The sequence below is a fragment of the Luteirhabdus pelagi genome (assembly GCF_016827595.1).
Lineage (GTDB): Bacteria > Bacteroidota > Bacteroidia > Flavobacteriales > Flavobacteriaceae > Luteirhabdus > Luteirhabdus pelagi.
Genome location: NZ_JAECMS010000002.1, coordinates 833,347 through 853,322 on the forward strand (window position 1 = coordinate 833,347; position 19,976 = coordinate 853,322).

The 19,976-nt window shown below is 38.0% G+C and carries 21 protein-coding genes; 19 read left to right on the forward strand and 2 right to left on the reverse strand.

What is annotated here, in order from left to right:
• Positions 1–15: 15 nt before the first annotated feature.
• The 16 genes from I4Q58_RS08660 (at position 16) to I4Q58_RS08730 (ending at position 12,531) form a co-directional block, all read left to right on the forward strand.
• A complete protein-coding gene (locus tag I4Q58_RS08660; protein ID WP_085767755.1) occupies positions 16–498 on the forward strand; it encodes a YybH family protein in 483 nt (160 codons plus the stop codon).
• A 10-nt stretch (positions 499–508) separates the two neighbouring features.
• Positions 509–1,735, forward strand: coding sequence for a permease (locus I4Q58_RS08665; RefSeq protein ID WP_085767756.1), 1,227 nt, complete (start codon positions 509–511; stop codon positions 1,733–1,735).
• 31 nt (positions 1,736–1,766) lie between these two features.
• Positions 1,767–2,474 carry a PepSY domain-containing protein gene (locus I4Q58_RS08670; protein WP_203295455.1) on the forward strand — a complete coding sequence of 236 codons (708 nt, stop codon included), beginning with the start codon at positions 1,767–1,769 and terminating at the stop codon, positions 2,472–2,474.
• 24 nt (positions 2,475–2,498) lie between these two features.
• Entirely contained in the window at positions 2,499–2,996 is a 498-nt protein-coding gene (locus I4Q58_RS08675) for a DUF305 domain-containing protein (protein ID WP_085767758.1), read from the forward strand.
• Between the two features lie 31 nt (positions 2,997–3,027).
• Positions 3,028–4,839 (forward strand): efflux RND transporter periplasmic adaptor subunit, encoded by a 1,812-nt coding sequence (locus I4Q58_RS08680; RefSeq protein WP_085767759.1) that lies wholly within the window; start codon positions 3,028–3,030, stop codon positions 4,837–4,839.
• A gap of 243 nt (positions 4,840–5,082) precedes the next feature.
• Positions 5,083–5,649: a helix-turn-helix domain-containing protein gene (locus I4Q58_RS08685; protein ID WP_085767760.1), complete on the forward strand. Its 567-nt coding sequence runs from the start codon at positions 5,083–5,085 to the stop codon at positions 5,647–5,649.
• Between the two features lie 82 nt (positions 5,650–5,731).
• Positions 5,732–6,379, forward strand: a complete 648-nt coding sequence (locus I4Q58_RS08690; protein WP_085767761.1) for a class I SAM-dependent methyltransferase — start codon at positions 5,732–5,734, stop codon at positions 6,377–6,379.
• A 144-nt stretch (positions 6,380–6,523) separates the two neighbouring features.
• Complete coding sequence (locus I4Q58_RS08695) at positions 6,524–6,898, forward strand: ArsR/SmtB family transcription factor (RefSeq protein ID WP_085767762.1); 375 nt, start codon at positions 6,524–6,526, stop codon at positions 6,896–6,898.
• The gene (gene merTP, locus I4Q58_RS08700) at positions 6,895–7,497 is read left to right on the forward strand and encodes a mercuric transport protein MerTP (RefSeq protein WP_085767763.1); all 603 of its coding nucleotides are present in this window, start codon (positions 6,895–6,897) and stop codon (positions 7,495–7,497) included. Before I4Q58_RS08695 ends, merTP (I4Q58_RS08700) begins: the two co-directional genes overlap by 4 nt.
• A complete protein-coding gene (locus I4Q58_RS15615) occupies positions 7,494–7,715 on the forward strand; it encodes a GDCCVxC domain-containing (seleno)protein (protein WP_085767764.1) in 222 nt (73 codons plus the stop codon). The genes merTP (I4Q58_RS08700) and I4Q58_RS15615 overlap by 4 nt, the downstream gene beginning before the upstream one ends.
• A 19-nt stretch (positions 7,716–7,734) precedes the next feature.
• Entirely contained in the window at positions 7,735–8,121 is a 387-nt protein-coding gene (locus I4Q58_RS08705) for a metal-sensing transcriptional repressor (protein ID WP_085767765.1), read from the forward strand.
• Between the two features lie 69 nt (positions 8,122–8,190).
• The gene (locus I4Q58_RS08710; protein WP_027066246.1) at positions 8,191–8,460 is read left to right on the forward strand and encodes a thioredoxin family protein; all 270 of its coding nucleotides are present in this window, start codon (positions 8,191–8,193) and stop codon (positions 8,458–8,460) included.
• 2 nt (positions 8,461–8,462) lie between these two features.
• Positions 8,463–9,074, forward strand: a complete 612-nt coding sequence (gene merTP, locus I4Q58_RS08715; protein ID WP_203295456.1) for a mercuric transport protein MerTP — start codon at positions 8,463–8,465, stop codon at positions 9,072–9,074.
• Between the two features lie 165 nt (positions 9,075–9,239).
• Positions 9,240–11,498 (forward strand): heavy metal translocating P-type ATPase, encoded by a 2,259-nt coding sequence (locus tag I4Q58_RS08720; protein WP_085767767.1) that lies wholly within the window; start codon positions 9,240–9,242, stop codon positions 11,496–11,498.
• Between the two features lie 20 nt (positions 11,499–11,518).
• Positions 11,519–11,731 carry a heavy-metal-associated domain-containing protein gene (locus tag I4Q58_RS08725; protein ID WP_085767768.1) on the forward strand — a complete coding sequence of 71 codons (213 nt, stop codon included), beginning with the start codon at positions 11,519–11,521 and terminating at the stop codon, positions 11,729–11,731.
• Positions 11,732–11,745: 14 nt separating this feature from the next.
• On the forward strand, positions 11,746–12,531 hold the full coding sequence (locus tag I4Q58_RS08730) for a M90 family metallopeptidase (RefSeq protein WP_203295457.1): 786 nt from the start codon (positions 11,746–11,748) through the stop codon (positions 12,529–12,531).
• A gap of 35 nt (positions 12,532–12,566) precedes the next feature.
• Here I4Q58_RS08730 and I4Q58_RS08735 read toward each other — a convergent pair whose 3' ends face one another.
• Complete coding sequence (locus I4Q58_RS08735) at positions 12,567–13,781, reverse strand: site-specific integrase (protein WP_203295458.1); 1,215 nt, start codon at positions 13,779–13,781, stop codon at positions 12,567–12,569.
• A gap of 713 nt (positions 13,782–14,494) precedes the next feature.
• A complete protein-coding gene (locus I4Q58_RS08740) occupies positions 14,495–15,547 on the reverse strand; it encodes an endonuclease/exonuclease/phosphatase family protein (protein ID WP_203295459.1) in 1,053 nt (350 codons plus the stop codon).
• Between the two features lie 157 nt (positions 15,548–15,704).
• Between I4Q58_RS08740 and I4Q58_RS08745 the strand changes: the two genes are divergently transcribed.
• The 3 genes from I4Q58_RS08745 to I4Q58_RS08755 all read left to right on the forward strand — a co-directional run bounded on the left by I4Q58_RS08745 (position 15,705) and on the right by I4Q58_RS08755 (position 19,948).
• Positions 15,705–17,177 carry a T9SS type A sorting domain-containing protein gene (locus I4Q58_RS08745; RefSeq protein ID WP_203295460.1) on the forward strand — a complete coding sequence of 491 codons (1,473 nt, stop codon included), beginning with the start codon at positions 15,705–15,707 and terminating at the stop codon, positions 17,175–17,177.
• A gap of 153 nt (positions 17,178–17,330) precedes the next feature.
• Positions 17,331–18,725, forward strand: a complete 1,395-nt coding sequence (locus I4Q58_RS08750; protein ID WP_203295583.1) for a pyridoxal phosphate-dependent decarboxylase family protein — start codon at positions 17,331–17,333, stop codon at positions 18,723–18,725.
• Positions 18,722–19,948, forward strand: coding sequence for a BaiN/RdsA family NAD(P)/FAD-dependent oxidoreductase (locus tag I4Q58_RS08755; protein ID WP_203295461.1), 1,227 nt, complete (start codon positions 18,722–18,724; stop codon positions 19,946–19,948). Before I4Q58_RS08750 ends, I4Q58_RS08755 begins: the two co-directional genes overlap by 4 nt.
• The last annotated feature ends 28 nt before the right edge of the window (positions 19,949–19,976 follow it).

The following is a 19,976-nucleotide window of genomic DNA, read 5'->3' on the forward strand; positions in this document are numbered from 1 at the left end:
TTAATAACTAAAATTATGAAAACTCTAAAATTAACAACAATCCTAATGCTACTTACGTTTGCCACAGGCCAAATATTTAGTCAAAACGTAGATTTAGGCACCGAGAAAGAAGCTGTGCTAAAAGTAATGAAAACCTATAAAGATGCCCTGCAAAACCTGACGACTGAAGGTACCTTTGAGTTGTTTACAAAGGACTCGGAAGTTTTTGAATCTGGTGGTGTTGAGGGTTCCTATGCCCACTACATCGAACATCACTTAGGACCAGAATTAGGTCATTTCAAGAAATTTGAATTTTCAGATTATGTGATTGATGCAGAAGTAGACTTGCCCTACGCCTTTACTACCGAAACCTATATCTACACTATCGTTCTCAACCCCGATGATAAAGGCAATACCCGAACCATAAAGAAAAAAGGGGTGGTAACTTCTATCCTTAAGAAGATAGATGGGAAATGGAAAATAATTAAAACGCACTCTTCGTCAAGAAATACAAAGTAAAATTTTAACTGTGAGCGAATTCTTAAAACAATGGGGCGAAGCAGCCTATACGACTACCGGATTCTTCTGGATGGCACTCTGGGCTTTCATTTTGGGCTACATTATCAGTAGTATGATACAAATTTTTGTGACTGAAAAAAGGATGCAAAAAACAATGAACGAGAGTGAAGGTAAAAGTGTACTCTTAGGCACGTTTTTCGGTTTTATAAGCAGCTCGTGTAGTTTTTCGGCTTTAGCTAGTACAAAGTCCATCTTTAAAAAAGGTGCAAGCTTTGTGTCTTCCATTGCTTTTCTACTCGCATCGACCAATCTGGTTATTGAACTGGGTATTATCATTTCCATATTTTTGGGATGGCAGTTTGTAGTTGGCGAATACATAGGTGGAATTCTCTTAATTCTTATTTCGTGGATTTTAATACGAATAATCAATCCTAAAAAACTTATTGAAAAGGCGCGCAAGAATTTAGAGAACGAAGATGACGATGCGATGGATGATTCCAAGGAATGGAAAAAGCAGATACAAAAAGAAGATAGTTGGGCAAGGGTTGCCAAGAAATACAAGATGGAATGGCAGATGGTATGGAAAGACGTTACGGTTGGTTTTACCATTGCAGGAATCGTAGCAGCCTTTGTTCCCGATTCTTTCTTCCAAACACTATTTATCAATAGTGGTCAGGGTAATACAGACTTTACCTTTCTTGAAATATTGGAACATATCATTGTAGGACCTATTGCTGCATTTTTGACATTCATTGGGTCAATGGGTAATATTCCGTTGGCGGCATTGCTTTTTGGCAAAGGTGTAAGTTTTGCAGGCGTTATGGCTTTTATTTTTAGTGATTTGGTGGTCTTCCCTGTGCTACGCATCAACGCCAAGTATTATGGATGGAAAATGTCACTGTTCATTTTATTCTTACTGTTTACGGCATTAATCGGAACAGCTTTGGCTCTACATTACTCTTTTGACTTGTTGGGTATGTTGCCAGACCCATCACAAGTCAAAATACAGGACAAAGAGCATTTCAAAATAGATTATACTTTCTACTTGAATATGGCCTTCCTTGCAATTTCAGGGTATCTGATTTATTTGGGATTTTTCAAAAGAAAGGATGTAGAACACTCAATGAGCGAAATGGCACCGAAAAGTCCATTACTTGAAAGCATTTTAAAATATGCTGCCTATATCTGTTATATATGGTTGGCTGGTGGACTGATTGTAAAATTTTTCGTGAATTAAATTATAGATAAAGAGTAAAACAAAAACAATAATGGTCAACAGAAAAACAGCGAGATGGATTAGAAAGGCGCACCGCTACTTGGGTATCTTTTTAGGTATTCAGTTCTTGATGTGGACGATTAGCGGGATGTATTTCAGCTGGACGGACATTGACGAGATACACGGCGACCAATTTAAGAAAGAAGCACCTGTACAGACCTCATTTAATGATTTGCTCGGCACATCCCAACTCGCTACTAAAGAACCCGTCCAATCTTTGGAACTACTGGAAATAACAAATGAACCTTACTATTGGATTAATGAAGCACAGCTTTATAATGCGAAAACGGGACAAGGGAAAAATGGAATTACTAAAGAAGAGGCGCAACAAGTTGCAAATAGGTATATGTTGAACGATTTGGAAATAGCAAAAATTCAATTAGTCCATTCTGTAGGAGCACATCACGAATATCGCGGTCGCCCACTTCCAGTCTATGAAATTTCTTATGAGACACCACAAAACTTAAAAGCCTATGTGGCGGTTGAGAATGGCGCTTTTCAAACGGTGAGACATAGGGACTGGCGCTGGTTTGATTTTCTTTGGATGACCCATACAATGGATTATCAGGGAAGGGATAATTTCAACACGTTGCTATTAAGGGCATTTTCACTTTTGGGATTGATAACAGTCTTAAGTGGTTTTGTACTATGGTACATCAGTTCCCCATCAATCAGAAAATTAAAGAAGAAGCTTAAATAGATAATAACTTAAAAACCAAAAACAATGGATTCAAAAGAAAACACACACGACGGAATGAAGAAAAATACTTACGGAAAGTTTATGGCTATGCTTGGGCTTTCATTTATAGCAATGTACATCACAATGTACCTAAATACCTACGAATGGGACCACGTTTGGTTTAGCCTTACAAGATTTTATATGGTTTGCCTCGGTATAGCTGCAATGGCAGTAATTATGTTGTCATTAATGCTAAATATGTATAAGAACAAGAAAAAGAACATAGCTATTTATTTGGGGAGTTTAATACTTTTTGTGAGTGCATTGGGTCTGGTACGCGAACAAAAATCAACTGTAGGTGACGTTCTCTGGATGAAAGCAATGATTCCACACCACTCTATTGCAATCTTAACAAGTAAAAGAGCCGACATAAAAGACCCAGAAGCCAAAAAACTTGCTGAGGAAATCATAGAAGCACAGTTGCGTGAGATAGCACAAATGAAAAAGATTATTTACAGATTGGAAAACAAAAAAGAGGAATAGTACTTGCGCTATTTCTTTTAAAACTAATATTATGAAAAAGAATTTAATATTTATTGGCCTTGCCTTAGTAGTAGGGCTATTGGGAGGATGGCTCATATTTGGAGGGTCTGGAAATGATGAACAGGCGATAAAGGACTTGTCCGATATGTCAGATTCGCACGATCATTCAGGTGAAAGTGCTGAGCAGATGTGGACTTGCTCAATGCACCCACAAATTATGCAACCCGAACCTGGCGATTGCCCAATCTGCGGAATGGACCTCATTCCAGCTGAGGCTGGAGCAGACGGTCTGTCTGCGGATGAGATTAAGATGACCGAAAATGCAATGGCACTGGCTAACATACAAACGTCGGTCGTAGGACAAGGTCAGATGGATAGTGGCACATTAAAACTATCTGGAAAGATAAAGCCCAATGAAGAATCCAACGCTGTGCAGGTCACCTATTTTGGTGGAAGAATTGAAAACCTCTATGTTAATACTACAGGAGAACGTGTAGGTGCCGGACAGCGTTTGGCAACTATTTATTCACCTGAATTAGTTTCTGCCCAACAAGAATTACTCACGGCTGCATCCTTGAAGGAATCACAGCCAGCACTCTATAAAGCTGTGAGGAATAAACTAAAGCTTTGGAAACTTTCTGAAAAGCAAATTAATGCTATAGAGACCGCTGGAAAAGTACAAGAAAATTTCCCTGTTTATGCAACCGTTTCTGGGACAGTAACGCATAAAATGGTAGAAGAAGGTGACTATGTAAAACAAGGACAACCCTTGTATAAAATTGCCAACCTCAATACGGTCTGGGCAGAATTTGATGCCTATGAGAATCAGATTGCTTCCTTGAAAGTTGGTCAAACCATTAAAGTGACTACCAATGCGTATCGCAATGAAGTATTTGATGCAAAAGTTTCATTTATTGACCCTTTATTAAATTCTTCTACACGAACCGTCGTAGTTAGAGCGGTGCTAAATAATAAAAATGATTTGTTCAAACCAGGAATGTTCGTCGAGGGTAAAATTGAAGGTGCTCAAGAAAGCACTTTAAGGAAAATAACAGTTCCTGCTACAGCTGTGATGTGGACTGGTGAACGTTCTGTAGTTTATGTTAAAACTAATCCTAACGAAGCTATTTTTGAAATGAGAGAAGTCTTACTCGGTAATGCCAATGGAGACACCTATACCATAATTGAAGGTCTTCAAAATGGTGATGAAGTGGTAACTAATGGCACGTTTACAGTAGATGCTGCTGCACAATTACAAGGCAAAAAATCTATGATGAACACTGCTGGTGGCAAAACAATGACCGGTCACGAAGGGCATTTAGGTATGCAAGGAAACAATTCTGGAGATAGTAAGGAGAATGCTGACCATTCAGAAATGAAAGAAAGGATAGCTGTTTCAAACAAATTTCAAGGCCAGTTAAAACAGGTGTTTGAGGATTATATTCTTTTGAAAGATGCTCTGGTTAATGATGATGCCAAAAATGCACAGCAAGCAGGAAAACAAATAATACAATCCCTGAAAAATGTAGATATGAAGTTGTTGTCCGATGAAAAAGCACATAACCATTGGATGACAATTCAAAAGGAATTAAATACTTCGGCAAATGCTATTTCAAGTAATACGGATATTTCAAAACAAAGAGGGCATTTTAAGCATTTGTCTGCGCATATGATAAGTAGTGTACAGCTCTTTGGGGTCAATGAAAATGTTTATATCCAGTTTTGTCCAATGGCAGACAATAATAAGGGAGCGTACTGGATAAGTTTAGAGGAAGAAGTCCGTAACCCATATTATGGCGAAGCAATGTTAACCTGTGGTGAGGTTAGAGATACGTTAAAATAATCAGGGTTAGAGTTAATTGGTAAAAGCGGATTCTTCAGCCTTTAATATTTTAAAGAGGAGAAAGATGATGAGTGAAAGTAGAAGAAATAGAAGAAAAAACAAGAAAAATACATATAAACAGAAAAATCCGATTACAAAAAAAGATAAGGTTATCGGAATTTCAGCGATGATAGGATTATTTATTGCTGCTGTAATACTAATCATATATCTAAATTTAGATTTTATTAGGCATTTTTTCAACCTATGAATAATACCATCCACATAAAAAATATGGTCTGTCCGAGATGTATATCCGCAGTTTCCCAAATTTTGGTAGGATTGAACATTGATTACAAAGCTGTCAAGTTAGGAGAAGTAGAATTGGTTTCGATGCTCAATGAATTCGAAAAAAAATCTTTGCAAAAAAAGCTACAAAATGCAGGATTTAGTTTGATTGACGACCGTAAAAGTCAGCTTATCGAGCAAATGAAGAATTTGGTAATTGAGAAGATACATTATTCTAATGAAAAGACCGAATTAAAATGGGCAGATATTGTTACTGGCGAACTTAACTTGGATTATAAATATTTAAGTTCCCTATTCTCGTCTGTCGAAAGCATCACGTTTGAGCAATACATCATCAACCAAAAAATTGAACGTGTAAAACAACTTATTGTCTATGATGAATTAACCTTGAGTGAGATAGCTTTTCAATTACATTATAGTAGCGTTGCGTACTTAAGCAATCAATTCAAAAAAGTAACGGGAATGACACCTACGCAGTTTAAGAAATCTGTGGACAAAAACCGAAAATCATTGGATGAGATTTAAGGTTTTTTACCACTTTTAATGGAACATTTTAAATCAATAGATAATATAATGATTTACCAATAAATTGAATTAAGATATCAAAATGAAATTTGACAGAAAGAAACATTGGGAAACAGTTTACGAAACTAAAAATCCAGACCAGGTAAGTTGGACCCAAGAAATACCAAAAACTTCACTGGAGTTTATACGTTCGTTCAAACTAAATAAAGATGCAAGAATTATAGACATTGGTGGTGGCGACAGTAAACTGGTCGACTATTTACTTGAAGAAGAATATAAGAACATTACTGTACTTGATATTTCAGAAAAAGCAATTGCGAAAGCTAAAAAAAGACTGGGAGAAAAGGCGAGTAAAGTAAATTGGATTGTAAGCGACATTATCGAATTTGAACCTGACACATCTTTCGATGTTTGGCACGACAGGGCAACTTTTCATTTTCTTACAACTGATGACCAGATTAAAAAATATATTAAGATAGCGTCAAAATTTGTACGTGGTTATTTAATAATAGGAACCTTTTCACAAAATGGACCAAAAAAATGTAGCGGACTTGAAATAAAACAATACAATGAAGAGGAATTAACATCGGAATTAAAAAAAGGATTTGACAAAATTCGCTGTGTAACAGAGGGCCACACAACACCATTTAATACCATACAGAATTTTCTGTTTTGTAGTTTTAAAAGACAATTAACTGTAAAGCCAGCAATACCTTCACCCACAAGCTAAAAGAACAGATGCGCATTTTGGCAGTTTAAGTTTTTACAAAAACACAAATCAAAACAAAAGAAACATAATGACTAAAATTTATCTATCATTTCACATTTGTATTTTAGCATTTGCTTAAATAAGAAATAATTGTAACTTTGCCTTATGAAAAATAATTCTTGCATAAGACAACAGGCAGATATTGAACAGATAAACCGTTGTAAAAAGACAGTTTCAGAATTAAACGAAGCATTTGATTATTTAGCAAATGGACTTTCATTGGTTGGAAATAGTGTAAGGCTGAAAATTCTTTACCTACTCTTTGAGGAAAAAAGACTTTGCGTTTGTGATTTAAGCGACATTCTCGGAATGAACATTTCTGCCATCTCTCAACATTTGAGAAAAATGAAGGATAGAAATTTATTGGAAACCGATAGAGAAGCCCAAACCATTTTTTACTCACTAACCCCTGAATATTCAACATTGTTAAATCCGTTTTTTGAAATACTCGATAAAAACAAAGTTTTAGAAACGATATGAAACGTGAGAACAAATTAATTGGTGTAGGTTTACTTGCTGCTATTACTGCTTCATTATGTTGTATTACACCCGTTTTGGCTCTAATTGCAGGAACAAGCGGAATTGCTTCAACATTTTCGTGGATAGAACCTTTTAGACCTTATCTAATCGGGCTGACAATTTTAGTTCTTGGTTTTGCTTGGTATCAAAAACTAAAACCTCAAAAAGAAATTGACTGCGAATGTGAAACAGACGAAAAACCAAAATTTATACAATCAAAAAAGTTTTTAGGAATTGTAACTGTATTTGCATTTATTATGCTGGCATTTCCATATTATTCATCCATTTTTTATCCAGATAATAAAAAAGAAGTAGTCATTGTAAACCAATCAAATATTCAAACTGTAAACTTTAATGTTCAAGGAATGACTTGTGCTGGCTGTGAAGAAAGCATAAAACACGCTGTAAATGAATTGGACGGTATTATAAATGTAACCCCTTCGTATGAAAAGGGAAGTACCTTCGTAGAGTTTGATAAGTCTAAAACCTCTAAGATAGCTATTGAAAATGCAATTAATTCTACAGGTTATAAAGTGACTGGCAAAAAAGAAATAGAATGAAAACTATATTAAAATCAGAAATTACTTGTCCGAAATGTGGACACAAAAAAGAAGAAGAAATGCCGACGAACGCTTGTCAATTCTTTTACGAGTGCGAGAATTGCAAGACGGTTTTGAAACCTAATGAAGGGGATTGTTGTGTCTATTGTAGTTATGGCTCTGTAAAATGTCCTTCTATTCAAGAGAAAGAAAGTTGTAATAATTCCAGTTGTTGCTAAACAATATAATTTTCAAATTATGAAATCGGAAGAGCACAAATTACCCACTGATTTAATCTTGGATATTAAATCCAGATTAAAAACTTTGAGTGGTCAATTAAACGGCATTGTTAAAATGCTTGATGAAGGAAAGGACCCCGAACAAATAAACATACAGTTCAAATCCATTGATAAGGGGATTCAAAAAGCACATTACTTACTGCTGGATGAAGTCTATCGAAAAGCACTTGCTATTGGAATTGTAAAGGCCGTGGACTCTTGCCCAGGCAATTGTGGCAATGAAGATAAAATTGAATATTTAAAAAGTGAATTCCCTAACTTGGAATTATCTGATTTGACCAATCGCTTAAAAGAAATCCAAACCATTGAAACCAGATTAAAAGACTACAACGAAAAAAAAGATTAAAAAAAGTTTGGTGACCCCCTACCTCACGTTCTCATCTTTGTTCCATTATTAATTTAAACTTAAAATAAGATGAAACGACAAATCGAGATTTTTACAGCAGGTTGCCCAGTATGCGAGCCTGTGGTGCAATTAGTAAAAGAAACAGCAGGAAAGGACTGCGAAATCACACTTCATAATCTGTCTGAGCAATGCGAAAGTAAAATCTGTGTTTCAAAAATGAAGGAATATGGGGTTACAAGAGTTCCTGCCATTGCTGTTAACGGAAAACTATTGAATTGCTGTACCAACATCAAAATCACAAGAGATGATTTGGTAAATGCAGGCATAGGAAGCTGTTAGGTATGGCAATTACTAAATTAAACAAAAAAGCATCTATGGGGACTGCTGTATTTTCAGCAGTTTCCCTCAAACTATGCTGCTGGGGCCCTTTGCTACTTACAAGTGTAGTTGGTATTAGTGGGAGTTCTGTCTATTTTTCTTGGCTTATTGCATTGAAACCTTATCTATTGGCCATAGCATTTTTGTCATTGGGATTGGCTTTTTATCAAGTTTATAAAAAAAAGAAAGTGGACGATTGTGGCAACTGTGAAACTGATAAACCATCATTTTTTAAGTCGAAATTCTACTTGTGGTTGGTTACAGCGTTTGTTGTTACAATGACATTGGTTTCTTATTATCCACAAATATTTCACCCAACGGCCACAAAAGGAATTGTTGTAACAAACAATACACATATTCAAACTGTAAAGTTGAATGTTGAAGGGATGGTATGCTCTGGTTGTGAAGAAAATATCAATCATTCTGTAAACAAAATTAATGGGGTTACAAATGTAACTACGTCTTTCGAAAGAGGAACTTCAATTGTAGAATTTGATACCACTAAAACGAATGTCGATGAGATAAAAAAGGTCATTCAATCAAAAGGGTATTTGATTACAAATAGTAGAGACTGATAGACACGTATCCATTGCGGTGATAAAAGATAAATTAAAAACGACTTATCCAATAGGTTAGTAATAATTTGTGAAGAGAAAATTCTACAAATCATTCAGCATATTACGTAACACATTAAGGTCTTTTAATCCTGAAATTTGTATCATACAAATAAGAATGGGTTTATGGAGACAATCAGCATATTTGAAACCAAAGAAAAGAATACTAAAAAAGGAGTAAAGGAATCATTTCCGGTTACGGGAATGACCTGTGCCTCTTGTGCAGCGAGTGTTGAATCTGTATTAAAACATACCGAGGGAGTATTTGACGCAAACGTCAATTTCGCGAACAGTTCTGTTATGGTAGAGTATGATGAGGGGTTGAACCCTAATCAACTTCAAAACGCGCTTCGTGAGGTCGGTTACGATATTATAATTGATGCCGAAGACCCTTCGGAAGTACAGCAAGAACTTCAGCAAAAGCATTATCAGGACATAAAAAACCGTACCATCTGGTCGGCGATACTTACGCTACCCATTTTTGTGTTGGGAATGTTCTATATGCAATGGGAACAAGGCAAATGGATTTCATTGGTATTGGCCTTTCCAATTCTTTTTTGGTTTGGGCGCAGTTTTTTCATCAATGCCTTCAAGCAGGCCAAACACGGTAAAGCAAATATGGATACCTTGGTGGCGTTGAGTACCGGAATCGCCTTCCTCTTTAGTGTATTCAATACCTTTTTTCCTGAATTTTGGTTAAGTCGTGGCATCGAGCCTCACGTATATTACGAAGCGGCTACCGTGATTATCACCTTTATTTCCTTGGGGAAACTATTGGAAGAAAAGGCAAAATCAAATACCTCTTCAGCCATTAAAAAACTAATGGGGCTTCAGCCTAAAACCCTTAAAATTATTGAGAATGGGGAAGAGAGGGAAATCCCTATTTCATCCGTACAGGTTGGTCAGACCATTTTGGTACGTCCCGGAGAAAAAATTCCTGTTGATGGCGAAGTTTCCAAGGGAAGCTCTTATGTAGATGAAAGTATGATTACGGGAGAACCTGTTCCAGTTCAGAAATCCCAAGGGGAAAAGGTGTTCGCTGGTACCGTTAATCAAAAAGGAAGCTTTCAGTTTACCGCTGAAAAAGTGGGTGGGGAAACCCTGCTTTCCCAAATCATTAAAATGGTTCAGCAAGCGCAAGGGAGTAAGGCACCCGTTCAAAAACTGGTCGATAAGATTGCCGGTATATTTGTTCCTGTGGTATTGAGTATTTCCATTGTAACCTTCATTGTCTGGATGTCTGTAGGAGGCGATAATGCCTTTTCACAAGCCTTATTGACCTCTGTAGCCGTTTTGGTTATCGCTTGCCCCTGTGCCTTGGGCTTGGCAACGCCTACCGCCATAATGGTGGGTATCGGCAAAGGAGCTGAAAATAATATTTTGATAAAGGATGCCGAAAGTTTAGAGCTCGGCCATAAAGTGAATGCAGTAATCCTTGATAAAACGGGTACGATTACAGAAGGAAAACCATTGGTCACCGATATACTCTGGAAGGATAAGCTTAAAAATCAAAAGCAATACAAGGAAATTCTCTTGGCTATCGAAGCACAATCAGAACATCCTTTGGCAGAAGCCGTAGTCAATCATCTGAAAGGGGAAAACATTGAACAAGCAGAAATTACTTCCTTCGAAAGCATTACAGGAAAAGGAGTAAAGGCGCAATCAGAGAATGGTTCAAAATATTATGTGGGCAACCATAAACTAATGGTCGAAAAGAATATTCAAATTGATGCTTCTTTAATGCAAACGGCAGAAAGTCTCGAAGAGAAGGCAAAAACGGTCATATTCTTTGGTGGCGAAAATCAAGTGCTCGCGATACTCGCCATAGCGGACAAGATTAAAGAAACTTCAAAAAAAGCCATAGCTACGCTTCAAGAAAGAGGCATCGAAGTCTTTATGCTCACGGGAGATAACAATAAAACGGCTTCTGCCGTGGCACATCAGGTAGGAATAACAAATTATCAAGGCGAAGTAATGCCTTCGGACAAAGCGGCTTTTGTTGAAAAATTACAGACGGATGGAAAGATAGTAGCAATGGTTGGCGATGGTATCAACGATTCGCACGCATTGGCGCAAGCCAATGTAAGTATTGCAATGGGTAAAGGTTCGGATATAGCAATGGATGTAGCAAAAATGACCTTGATAACATCAGATTTGCAATCCATCCCAAAAGCATTGGAACTGTCAAAAAGAACCGTGTTGGGCATACGTCAGAACTTATTCTGGGCATTTATCTACAACATCATCGGTATTCCAATTGCAGCGGGAGTTTTGTATCCCGTAAATGGGTTTTTATTGGACCCGATGATTGCAGGTGCAGCAATGGCATTCAGTAGTGTATCCGTAGTTGCAAATAGCTTAAGATTGAAACGAGTAAAACTTTAATAACAAATAAATTCAATACAATGAAAACTTTAAAATTTAAAACAAATATCAATTGTGGTGGGTGTGTATCAAAAGTAACCCCTTTTTTAAACAAACAAGAAGGTGTAGAAAGTTGGGAAGTAGATACCTCTAATCCTGATAAAATCTTAACCATTGAAAGCGATGGTGCAACCGAAGAAGATGTAAAAACGGTTTTGCAAAAAGTGGGATTCAAGGCTGAACCTGTAGATTAATACGTTTTTTTAAGATGGTCTATATTTTAATTTCTGTTATGATTATTCTTTTTACTGTTCATTTTTATAGAAAAGCGAAACGTCATAGTGTAAAGCCATTTCCAGAGCATTGGCACAAATTATTAATGGACAATGTTCTGTTTTATAGAAATCTTTCAAACAATAGACAGCTAATTTTTCAGCAAAAAATAATGCAGTTTTTAAGTGAGGTCTATATCGATGGTGTGCAGCTTGAACTGGAAGAATTGGATAAGATTTTAATTGCGGCAAGTGCAGTAATACCTGTTTTTGGCTTCAAAGAATGGCATTACACCAATTTAAGCGGTATCCTTTTATATCCAGATTATTTTAATGAGGATATGCAATTTAGTAGTAAGGATAACGCACGGAATATTGGTGGAATAGTTGGGAATGGAAGGTTCGAGAAACAGATGATACTTTCCAAAAAAGCATTGTATCACGGCTTTAAAAATACAACGGATAAAAGTAATACTGGCATACACGAATTTGTGCACCTTATAGATAAGTTGGACGATAGAACAGACGGTGTGCCAGAGCGGCTAATGGAACATCAATATGCCATACCTTGGTTAAACTTAATCCATAAAGAAATGGAAGCGATAAATGATAACCACTCTGATATCAGAAAGTATGGAGGCACCAATCAAGCTGAATTCTTTGCTGTAGCTTCGGAATACTTTTTTGAACGTCCGGACTTGCTTAAAAAGAAACATCCTGAATTATACAGGATGTTGGTTAAATGTTTTAATCAGAAACTTATAGGTTCAATTGAAGTGTAGTACACCTTAAGAGGTACAGTTTGCTGTAGGACAATTCAAAAGTTAACAACGCTATCTAAAGCATCATCTGCTTCTTTATGGATAAAATTTGCCTGATAATTCAGTGTAGTTTTCAAGTCACTATGCCTATATAGTTTTTGTAACATTAAAGGATGAATAGAATCACCGGCAATATTGCCAAAAGTATGTCTGGCAATGTGCATTGTAATCTTCTTGTCAATTTTTGCTTTTTTGGCAATGGATTTTAAGTTATCGTTAAATTTTTTGGTTGCCGTTTTTCTTTTATTATAAATGTCTTTTGCATCATCCAGATTGGCCTTTTTCAATTCAGGAAAAACAAAATCGGTAGCGTGTTTTTTATCATCTCTGTAGAAATCTAAAATACTTAGAACCTTATCTGGAATTTTTAAGGACAGTAGTTTTGAGTTTTTATTCATTCTATAATGAAGCCTATTGTCGTATATGTCTGACCACTTTGTCCAGAGTACATCAGTAACCCGCATTCCTGCAAAATTGAAGCTAAATAGCCAAACATTTCTTGTATGAATTTCATTGTAGGTTAGATTATCTAAAGCTTCAATAGCTCTTACCTCAATAATATTCAACCCTATTTTTGTAGTCTCAGGAAACTTGATTTTAATTTTGTCACCACCGAAAGGATATAGTTCCCTACTGACTATTTTTAGCTTTATAGCTCTGTTGAATAATAAGCGGATTAGGACAAGTATATTCATTATTGAAGTCTCAGCTAGGCTGTGCTTAACCTTGAGGTATATCATCAATTTTTTAAGAAATCGTTCATCAATTTCTTGAAATGAAAGCTGTTTAGATTTGTGATATTTTACAATATAACTAATCAATGCGCTGTCCGTAGATAGACGGTTTAACTTTTCTGCAACTTCCAGTTCGTCCAGATGTTCTTGTGCCAGTTCAAAGAAAGTTGAGGAATTCCCTGAGGCATAAATTTCTTTTTTAATCTGGTTTGCTGAAGCATCTTTATATTCGGACTGTAAATCGATAAGTGCTTTATTGGCATCAGAAAGTTGTTGTGATAATAACTTGTTTAGGCTATCGGCATTTGAATTTGATTTTTTTACCCGAAGGTTTTTCTCGTCCCATTCCTCAATATCAATATAATGACCTACATATTGATAGGTGGAACGACGGTTTTTTGTAATTCGAATAGCCAACGGATATTGCCCCTTGGTGTTCGGTTTTTTGCGTAGAACTATTTTTGCATTTGATGACATAATTGACCTGTTTTGAGTACGAAAGTCAAATCAGGTACAACATAGGTACAACATTGTGTTTTTTGCTCAATTTTTGTTGTACACTTTCTATAAAGATACGTCTTTATTAGAACTTTTGGGTACAACATAGGTACAACAAATGCTGAATTCAACTGATATTAAATGACTTTAAAGAAAATGAAAAAACGATTAACTCATTGAAAATGAGTGTTTTTGTGTTTCTTTGGTGCAATATACGCTAGACTTAGGATCTAGTGCCGCAAGGCGTGGGGGTTCGACTCCCTTCATCCGCACAAAAAGCCTCTCTTTTCGAGAGGCTTTTTTGTTTGCTTAAGGTAAATCGAATGCCAGCGCGACAACCTGTCCCCTCACTCAAAATGTCCGCCTGACATTCCTAATCAAAATTTTTTTACATTTCAGGTGCAAAACGACCTTGCTTTATCGTTATAAACAGGATGTGGGCCGCAATTTATTTTTGAGGTATGGACGAATTATTTCAGGTATGCTTATACATAATTGATGCAATGGCAGGTTCTATTGGAATTAGCTATGAAGCTATGAACATTTGGTTATTTGTTATTGTACACCCCATATTTGCAGCATTATTTTTCTATTTGTTTCTTCGCTACCGAAAAAAATACAAGCGAATAAAATTTTCTCTCCCATAACAGCAGATCATTATCGTTTAAAAGTACATAAAGCTAATATACTTGCTAATTATCCGCATGTTCCTTTCCCTCCTCAATCTTCTCTTCAACCTCATGCTTTTCCTCAGTGTTCAACTCACCCTTTGTCTCTGGGCCTCTACCAGCTCTTAGATGAATTTCGTAATACATCGCAAAATGGTCACTGTCGAAGTTATTGCTACGGATCATCGTTTTCACAAACAAATCCTTGGTATGGAACAAGTGGTCGAGAGGGAACCGCATTAAGCGGTATCCCGCATGATAGGTAGGAAAGAAACCGCGTCCGATACGAGGGTCGATCATGGCGGTCATTTTTTTGAACAGTCGCGTCGTTCTACTCCAAACTACATCGTTCATATCGCCACACACCACCACTGGTTTTTTCATTTCACGAATCTTTTTACCTACCATCATCAACTCAGCATCGCGCTCCTTCGAGGTTTCATTTTCAGTCGGACTTGGTGGGGCAGGATGCAAACAGGCAAAGAATACATCTTGGGCTTCGGTTACGGGGCATTCGAATAAAATAGAAGGTATGTCGTCTTCAACATGATAATGAACCTCCAAATTCTTCAGGGCAATTTTGCTGTAAAGATGCATTCCGTAGTAATTATCCAACGGAATCTTGGTTGTATGAGGATAGGTTTCTTCTAATTCACTCAAACCCTCTTCCCATTTTAGGTCAGACTCCATCGTCAATACCATATCTGGATCGAATCGTTTTACTTCTGCAATAAACTTATCGTAGCTGTGGTTGTCCTGAAAAACATTACCGGCCAAGATGGAAACACAACCCCCGCTTTCAAAATCGGGTTTTCGCCTTGGATACAACTTGCTGTAGGGAAATACTTTTACAATTTGATAGATAAGGGTAACCAGCAATGCTGCCACCATTATATAGTCGGCTAAGTGCCACGGTTGTATTATGACGAAAAATAGTACGATTAGCAACAGCTGTATTCCAATGGTTTGCAACCGAACAAAATCAGGCATCCGATAGAACCAATGCGGATGCTCGGTTGCTGGCAGGTATGGCGTAACGATAAAAAATACGGTAAGGACGTATAATACGATTTCCATTCTTTAAAAGTACGGGGATTTTTTGACCTTGCTAGACCACACCCTTCAATTTGAGAAAAATTTAAGAGGAAACTTCACTTCAACCCTTAATCTTTTTAGGGAATTCATTGGGTACTGCAACATGAGTACGTATTTTTGGAAAAAATTCAATAAAATCATGAAAAAGAATACTTTTTTACTCCTTTTACTATTTATTGCGCCAGCTGTGTTATTGGCACAGACGTATACAACTCCCGATACTGGAGTCGTTTGGACACTCGATGATATCGCGAACGCGAGTCCGAGTACCATTACGGTTAGTGGCGACCAATACGAGTTGTTGGAAAATCTTGAAATTGCCGCTTCCGATACAGTAATTATCGATGAAGACCTAACCTTATCCATCGATGCCGATCTTTTGATTACGGTATTCGGAACATTTGAGGTTACGGCCGATGATGTTACCTTTACTGCAATCGACGAGGCAGCACCATACGAAGGATTTCGCTTCGAGGAATTCTCAGAAATCAATATCCAAAACAGTACCATTCAATTTGGGGGTGGATTGAGAGTGTTGACCGAAACCTTCACTATAAATAACTGTACGTTGACAAACAATGTAGAAGGTGCTGCTACCGGCGGAACCATTTCTCTTTCGCGTGGAGTACCACAAATCACGAATAATACGATAACTTTTAATCAGTTGCCTGCTATTTCATCGGGTGCCAATATTGAAGTTTCACCTTACATCTTCAACAATTATATTGAAGGGAATACACAAGAGAACAGCAACCGTCCGCAAATCAATTTGGGAATCACGAAAGTGAACGATTCACTAAAGATTATTCAAAACACGATTAAAGGCGATCCTGCCCTTGATCAAGTGGGGGGAATTGCCATTGCGAATTTCGTTGGTGGAAATATTCGAGCGATAATTGATGATAACGTTATTACCGACAACCGCTATGGAATTACCATGCTAGGGAATAATTCGTTCGCCTACATGCGTTTTAATGTGATTGAAGACAATAACACCCAAGGCGATCCTAACCTTGGTGGAAGCGGTATTAACCTTAATACATCTTCTGGCGGAATGGAAGTGATTGCGCAAGGAAATGAAATTCGCAGAAACCTATGGGGCATTACGCTACAAGGGGAAGCATCAATCAACTTGGGTGATGAAGTAAACAATTCTGGGGATAACATCTTTTCTGAAAATGAAAACAGTGGTCAAACCTTTGCTTTGTACAACAACACGCCAAATACGATTCAGGCGAAAAATAACTGTTGGAAAGAAAATGATGCCCCGAATTCTTTAGCCGATGCGGAAGAAGTAATTTTTCATCAACCCGACGATAGTTCTTTGGGTGAAGTAATTTTTGATCCAATTAGTTGTGCAGAGTTTTCTGTTGAAGATGAAATCTTCCAAGACTTTAGTTTCTATCCGAATCCTTCCAAAGGAACCATCAATTTCGATAATATGGTAGGCTTTGAAACGCTTTCCGTGTATGATATTACAGGGAAGAATGTATTTGAAGTAGCGGTCGTTAGTGGTGAAAATACGGTGAACCTTCCTGTAGCTGCAGGCGTTTACTTTATCCGTTTTGAAACGGATACCGAGGCGGCCATCCGAAAGTTGGTTGTTCGATAGAAAATTAATTTCAAATAAAAAAGCACGCCCTAATCTTGGCGTGCTTTTTTTATGCGGAAACCCTTTTAAAGCCGTACTTTTGCAGCGAATTTTAAACCCTATTGAATCGTGAAACTGGACGCAAATGCAAGGTTGGAATTATCGAAGGAGCAAATGAAGGAATATGGTTATTCCATCGTGGATGCCGTAGTAGACCATACGGCTACGCAAAATGACAAGAAACCGGTGGCATTGGCCTCTCGTTCCGAAATGGATAGGATGTTTCTGGAAGAAGCACCCGAAAAACCGTCCGATGCGCAGGAAGTATTAGATTTTGTACTTCAGAATGTAATGACGCAAAGCGCCATTGTTTCACATCCAAAATCGTTCTCCTTCGTTCCGGGACCAAGCAACTACGTCAGTGCCATGGCCGATACCCTGGCTACTGGTTTCAATATTTTTTCTGGAGGATGGGCCGCAAGTCCAGCCGCGGCAGAATTGGAAATCGTTACGCTTAACTGGTTGCTGAAAATCTTCGGCTTCCCACCAAAAAAGGGAGGCGGAATCTTTACCAGCGGAGGCTCGATGGCAAATTTAACGGCTATCGTAACGGCACGACGCATTAAGTGCGGAGACGATTTTAGCAAGGCGGTTATATATCTTTCCGATCAGGCGCATTCATCGAATATCAAGGCCATCCGAATTCTAGGGTTTAGAAAAGAACAAATTCGCATCATTCCCACCGACATAGAGTTCAAGTTTTCCATCAATAAGCTGAAAAATGCTATCGCAAAAGACAAGTTAGAAGGACTTCAACCTTTTTGCATGGTGGCAACGGCAGGTACCACGAACACAGGAACGGTCGATCCGCTTACCGAACTGTCTAAAATTTGTAAAAGTGAAGGGCTTTGGTTTCATATAGATGGTGCCTATGGTGGTGCTGCGATCTTAGCGAAAAATGGCAAGCAATTACTGAAAGGCATCGAAAAGGCCGATTCGTTGACGGTCGATCCACATAAGTGGTTCTTTCAACCCTATGAGATGGGCTGTTTGTTAGTCCGAAACAGCAAATGGCTGAAGAATACATTCACCGAAAAACCAGAATACCTGCGCGATGTAGAAGGAAATGAAAGTGAAATAAACTTTTACGACCACGGAGTTCAGCTTACCCGGCGTTTCCGAGCGTTGAAATTCTATATGAGCGTAAAGACTTTCGGACTAAAAGCCTTTCGCAAAGCGATTACCTACAATATTGAAATGGCAGAGCGCACCGAGGCCTTGCTTCGAAAAAGTGCGTATTGGGAAGTAATTTCTCCAGCGACCTTGGCAGTAATCAACTTTCGATACAATCCGATTAAGGAAAAGTTGGGTGAAAAAGAGCTCGATAAATTGAACCAATATATTTCCGAAAAGGTGGTCGGCTCTCGTGAAGCTTTATTAGTAACTACTGTTTTAAACGGCCAGATCGTACTTCGTATGTGTTTGATAAATCCGCGTACTACGATGGAACACGTAAAGGAAACCATCGATTTATGTGAAGGATTTGGCGCTGAAAAATTAAACTCGTGATATCGGCCGACGTCATAATCGTTGGCGGTGGTGCCGCGGGTTTTTTTACGGCTATTAATCTAGCAGAACAAAAACCGAATCTCAAAATCATCATTTTGGAGCGTGGGAAGGAAGTATTGACGAAGGTCAAAATTTCTGGAGGTGGACGCTGCAATGTTACTCATGCCGAATTTCTTCCGAAGGAATTGGTGGAACAGTATCCGCGTGGAAAAAAAGAGCTCTTAGGCCCGTTTCATACTTTTATGACGGGCGATACGGTGGGTTGGTTTGAAGAAAAGGGCATTCCGCTAAAAACCGAGGAAGACGGCCGTATGTTTCCCATAACAGATGATTCGCAAACTATTATCGATTGTTTTTTGAATGAAGCCAATCGTTTAGGGGTTGAGGTTTTGACTGGTCATTCGGTACAAGAGGTCACCTTTGACGATGAATATTGGCATATAGAAACAAAAGAAGAACAATTTGTAGCATCAGCGGTTGTTGTCGCCACAGGCAGCAATCCGAAGATATGGAAGCTGTTGAAACGGTTGGGACATACCATTATTTCACCCGTACCTTCCTTGTTTACCTTTAATATTCAAGATTCCCGAATTGAAGGTTTGGCAGGGGTTTCTACGCCAGCCACAATTCGAATAGAAGGACTATCAAATACGTCACTTGAAGCGGATGGTCCATTACTGATTACCCATTGGGGAATGAGCGGTCCCGCGATTCTAAAGCTTTCCGCATGGGGAGCAAGGGACTTGGCTGAGGTAAACTATCAATTTTTCATTAAGGTGAATTGGCTGATGGATGTTTCCGCAGCGGAATGTGCGGAAATGCTGAAGGAATTGAAACTATCGCTTGCCAAAAAACAAGTGACCACCCATCCACAATTCGACTTACCGAAACGGCTTTGGAAGCGGTTGGTAGCAGCTTCCAAAATTGAAAAGGAAGCGAATTGGGCGCATTTGTCGAATGCCGATATTTCAACATTGGCCCAACAACTTACCAATGCTACTTTTCAAGTAGAAGGAAAAAGCACCTTTAAGGAAGAGTTCGTCACTGCTGGTGGAGTCGATTTGGTGGAAGTCGATTTCAAGACCTTTGAAAGCAAAAAACATCGGAACTTATACTTGGCGGGAGAAGTGCTAAACATCGATGCGGTAACGGGAGGCTTTAATTTTCAGAATGCATGGACGGGGGGATTCATGGTAGCCAACGCAATTTCCGATAGACTTTAATACTTCCTTAAGGCAAATTCGCCTTCAA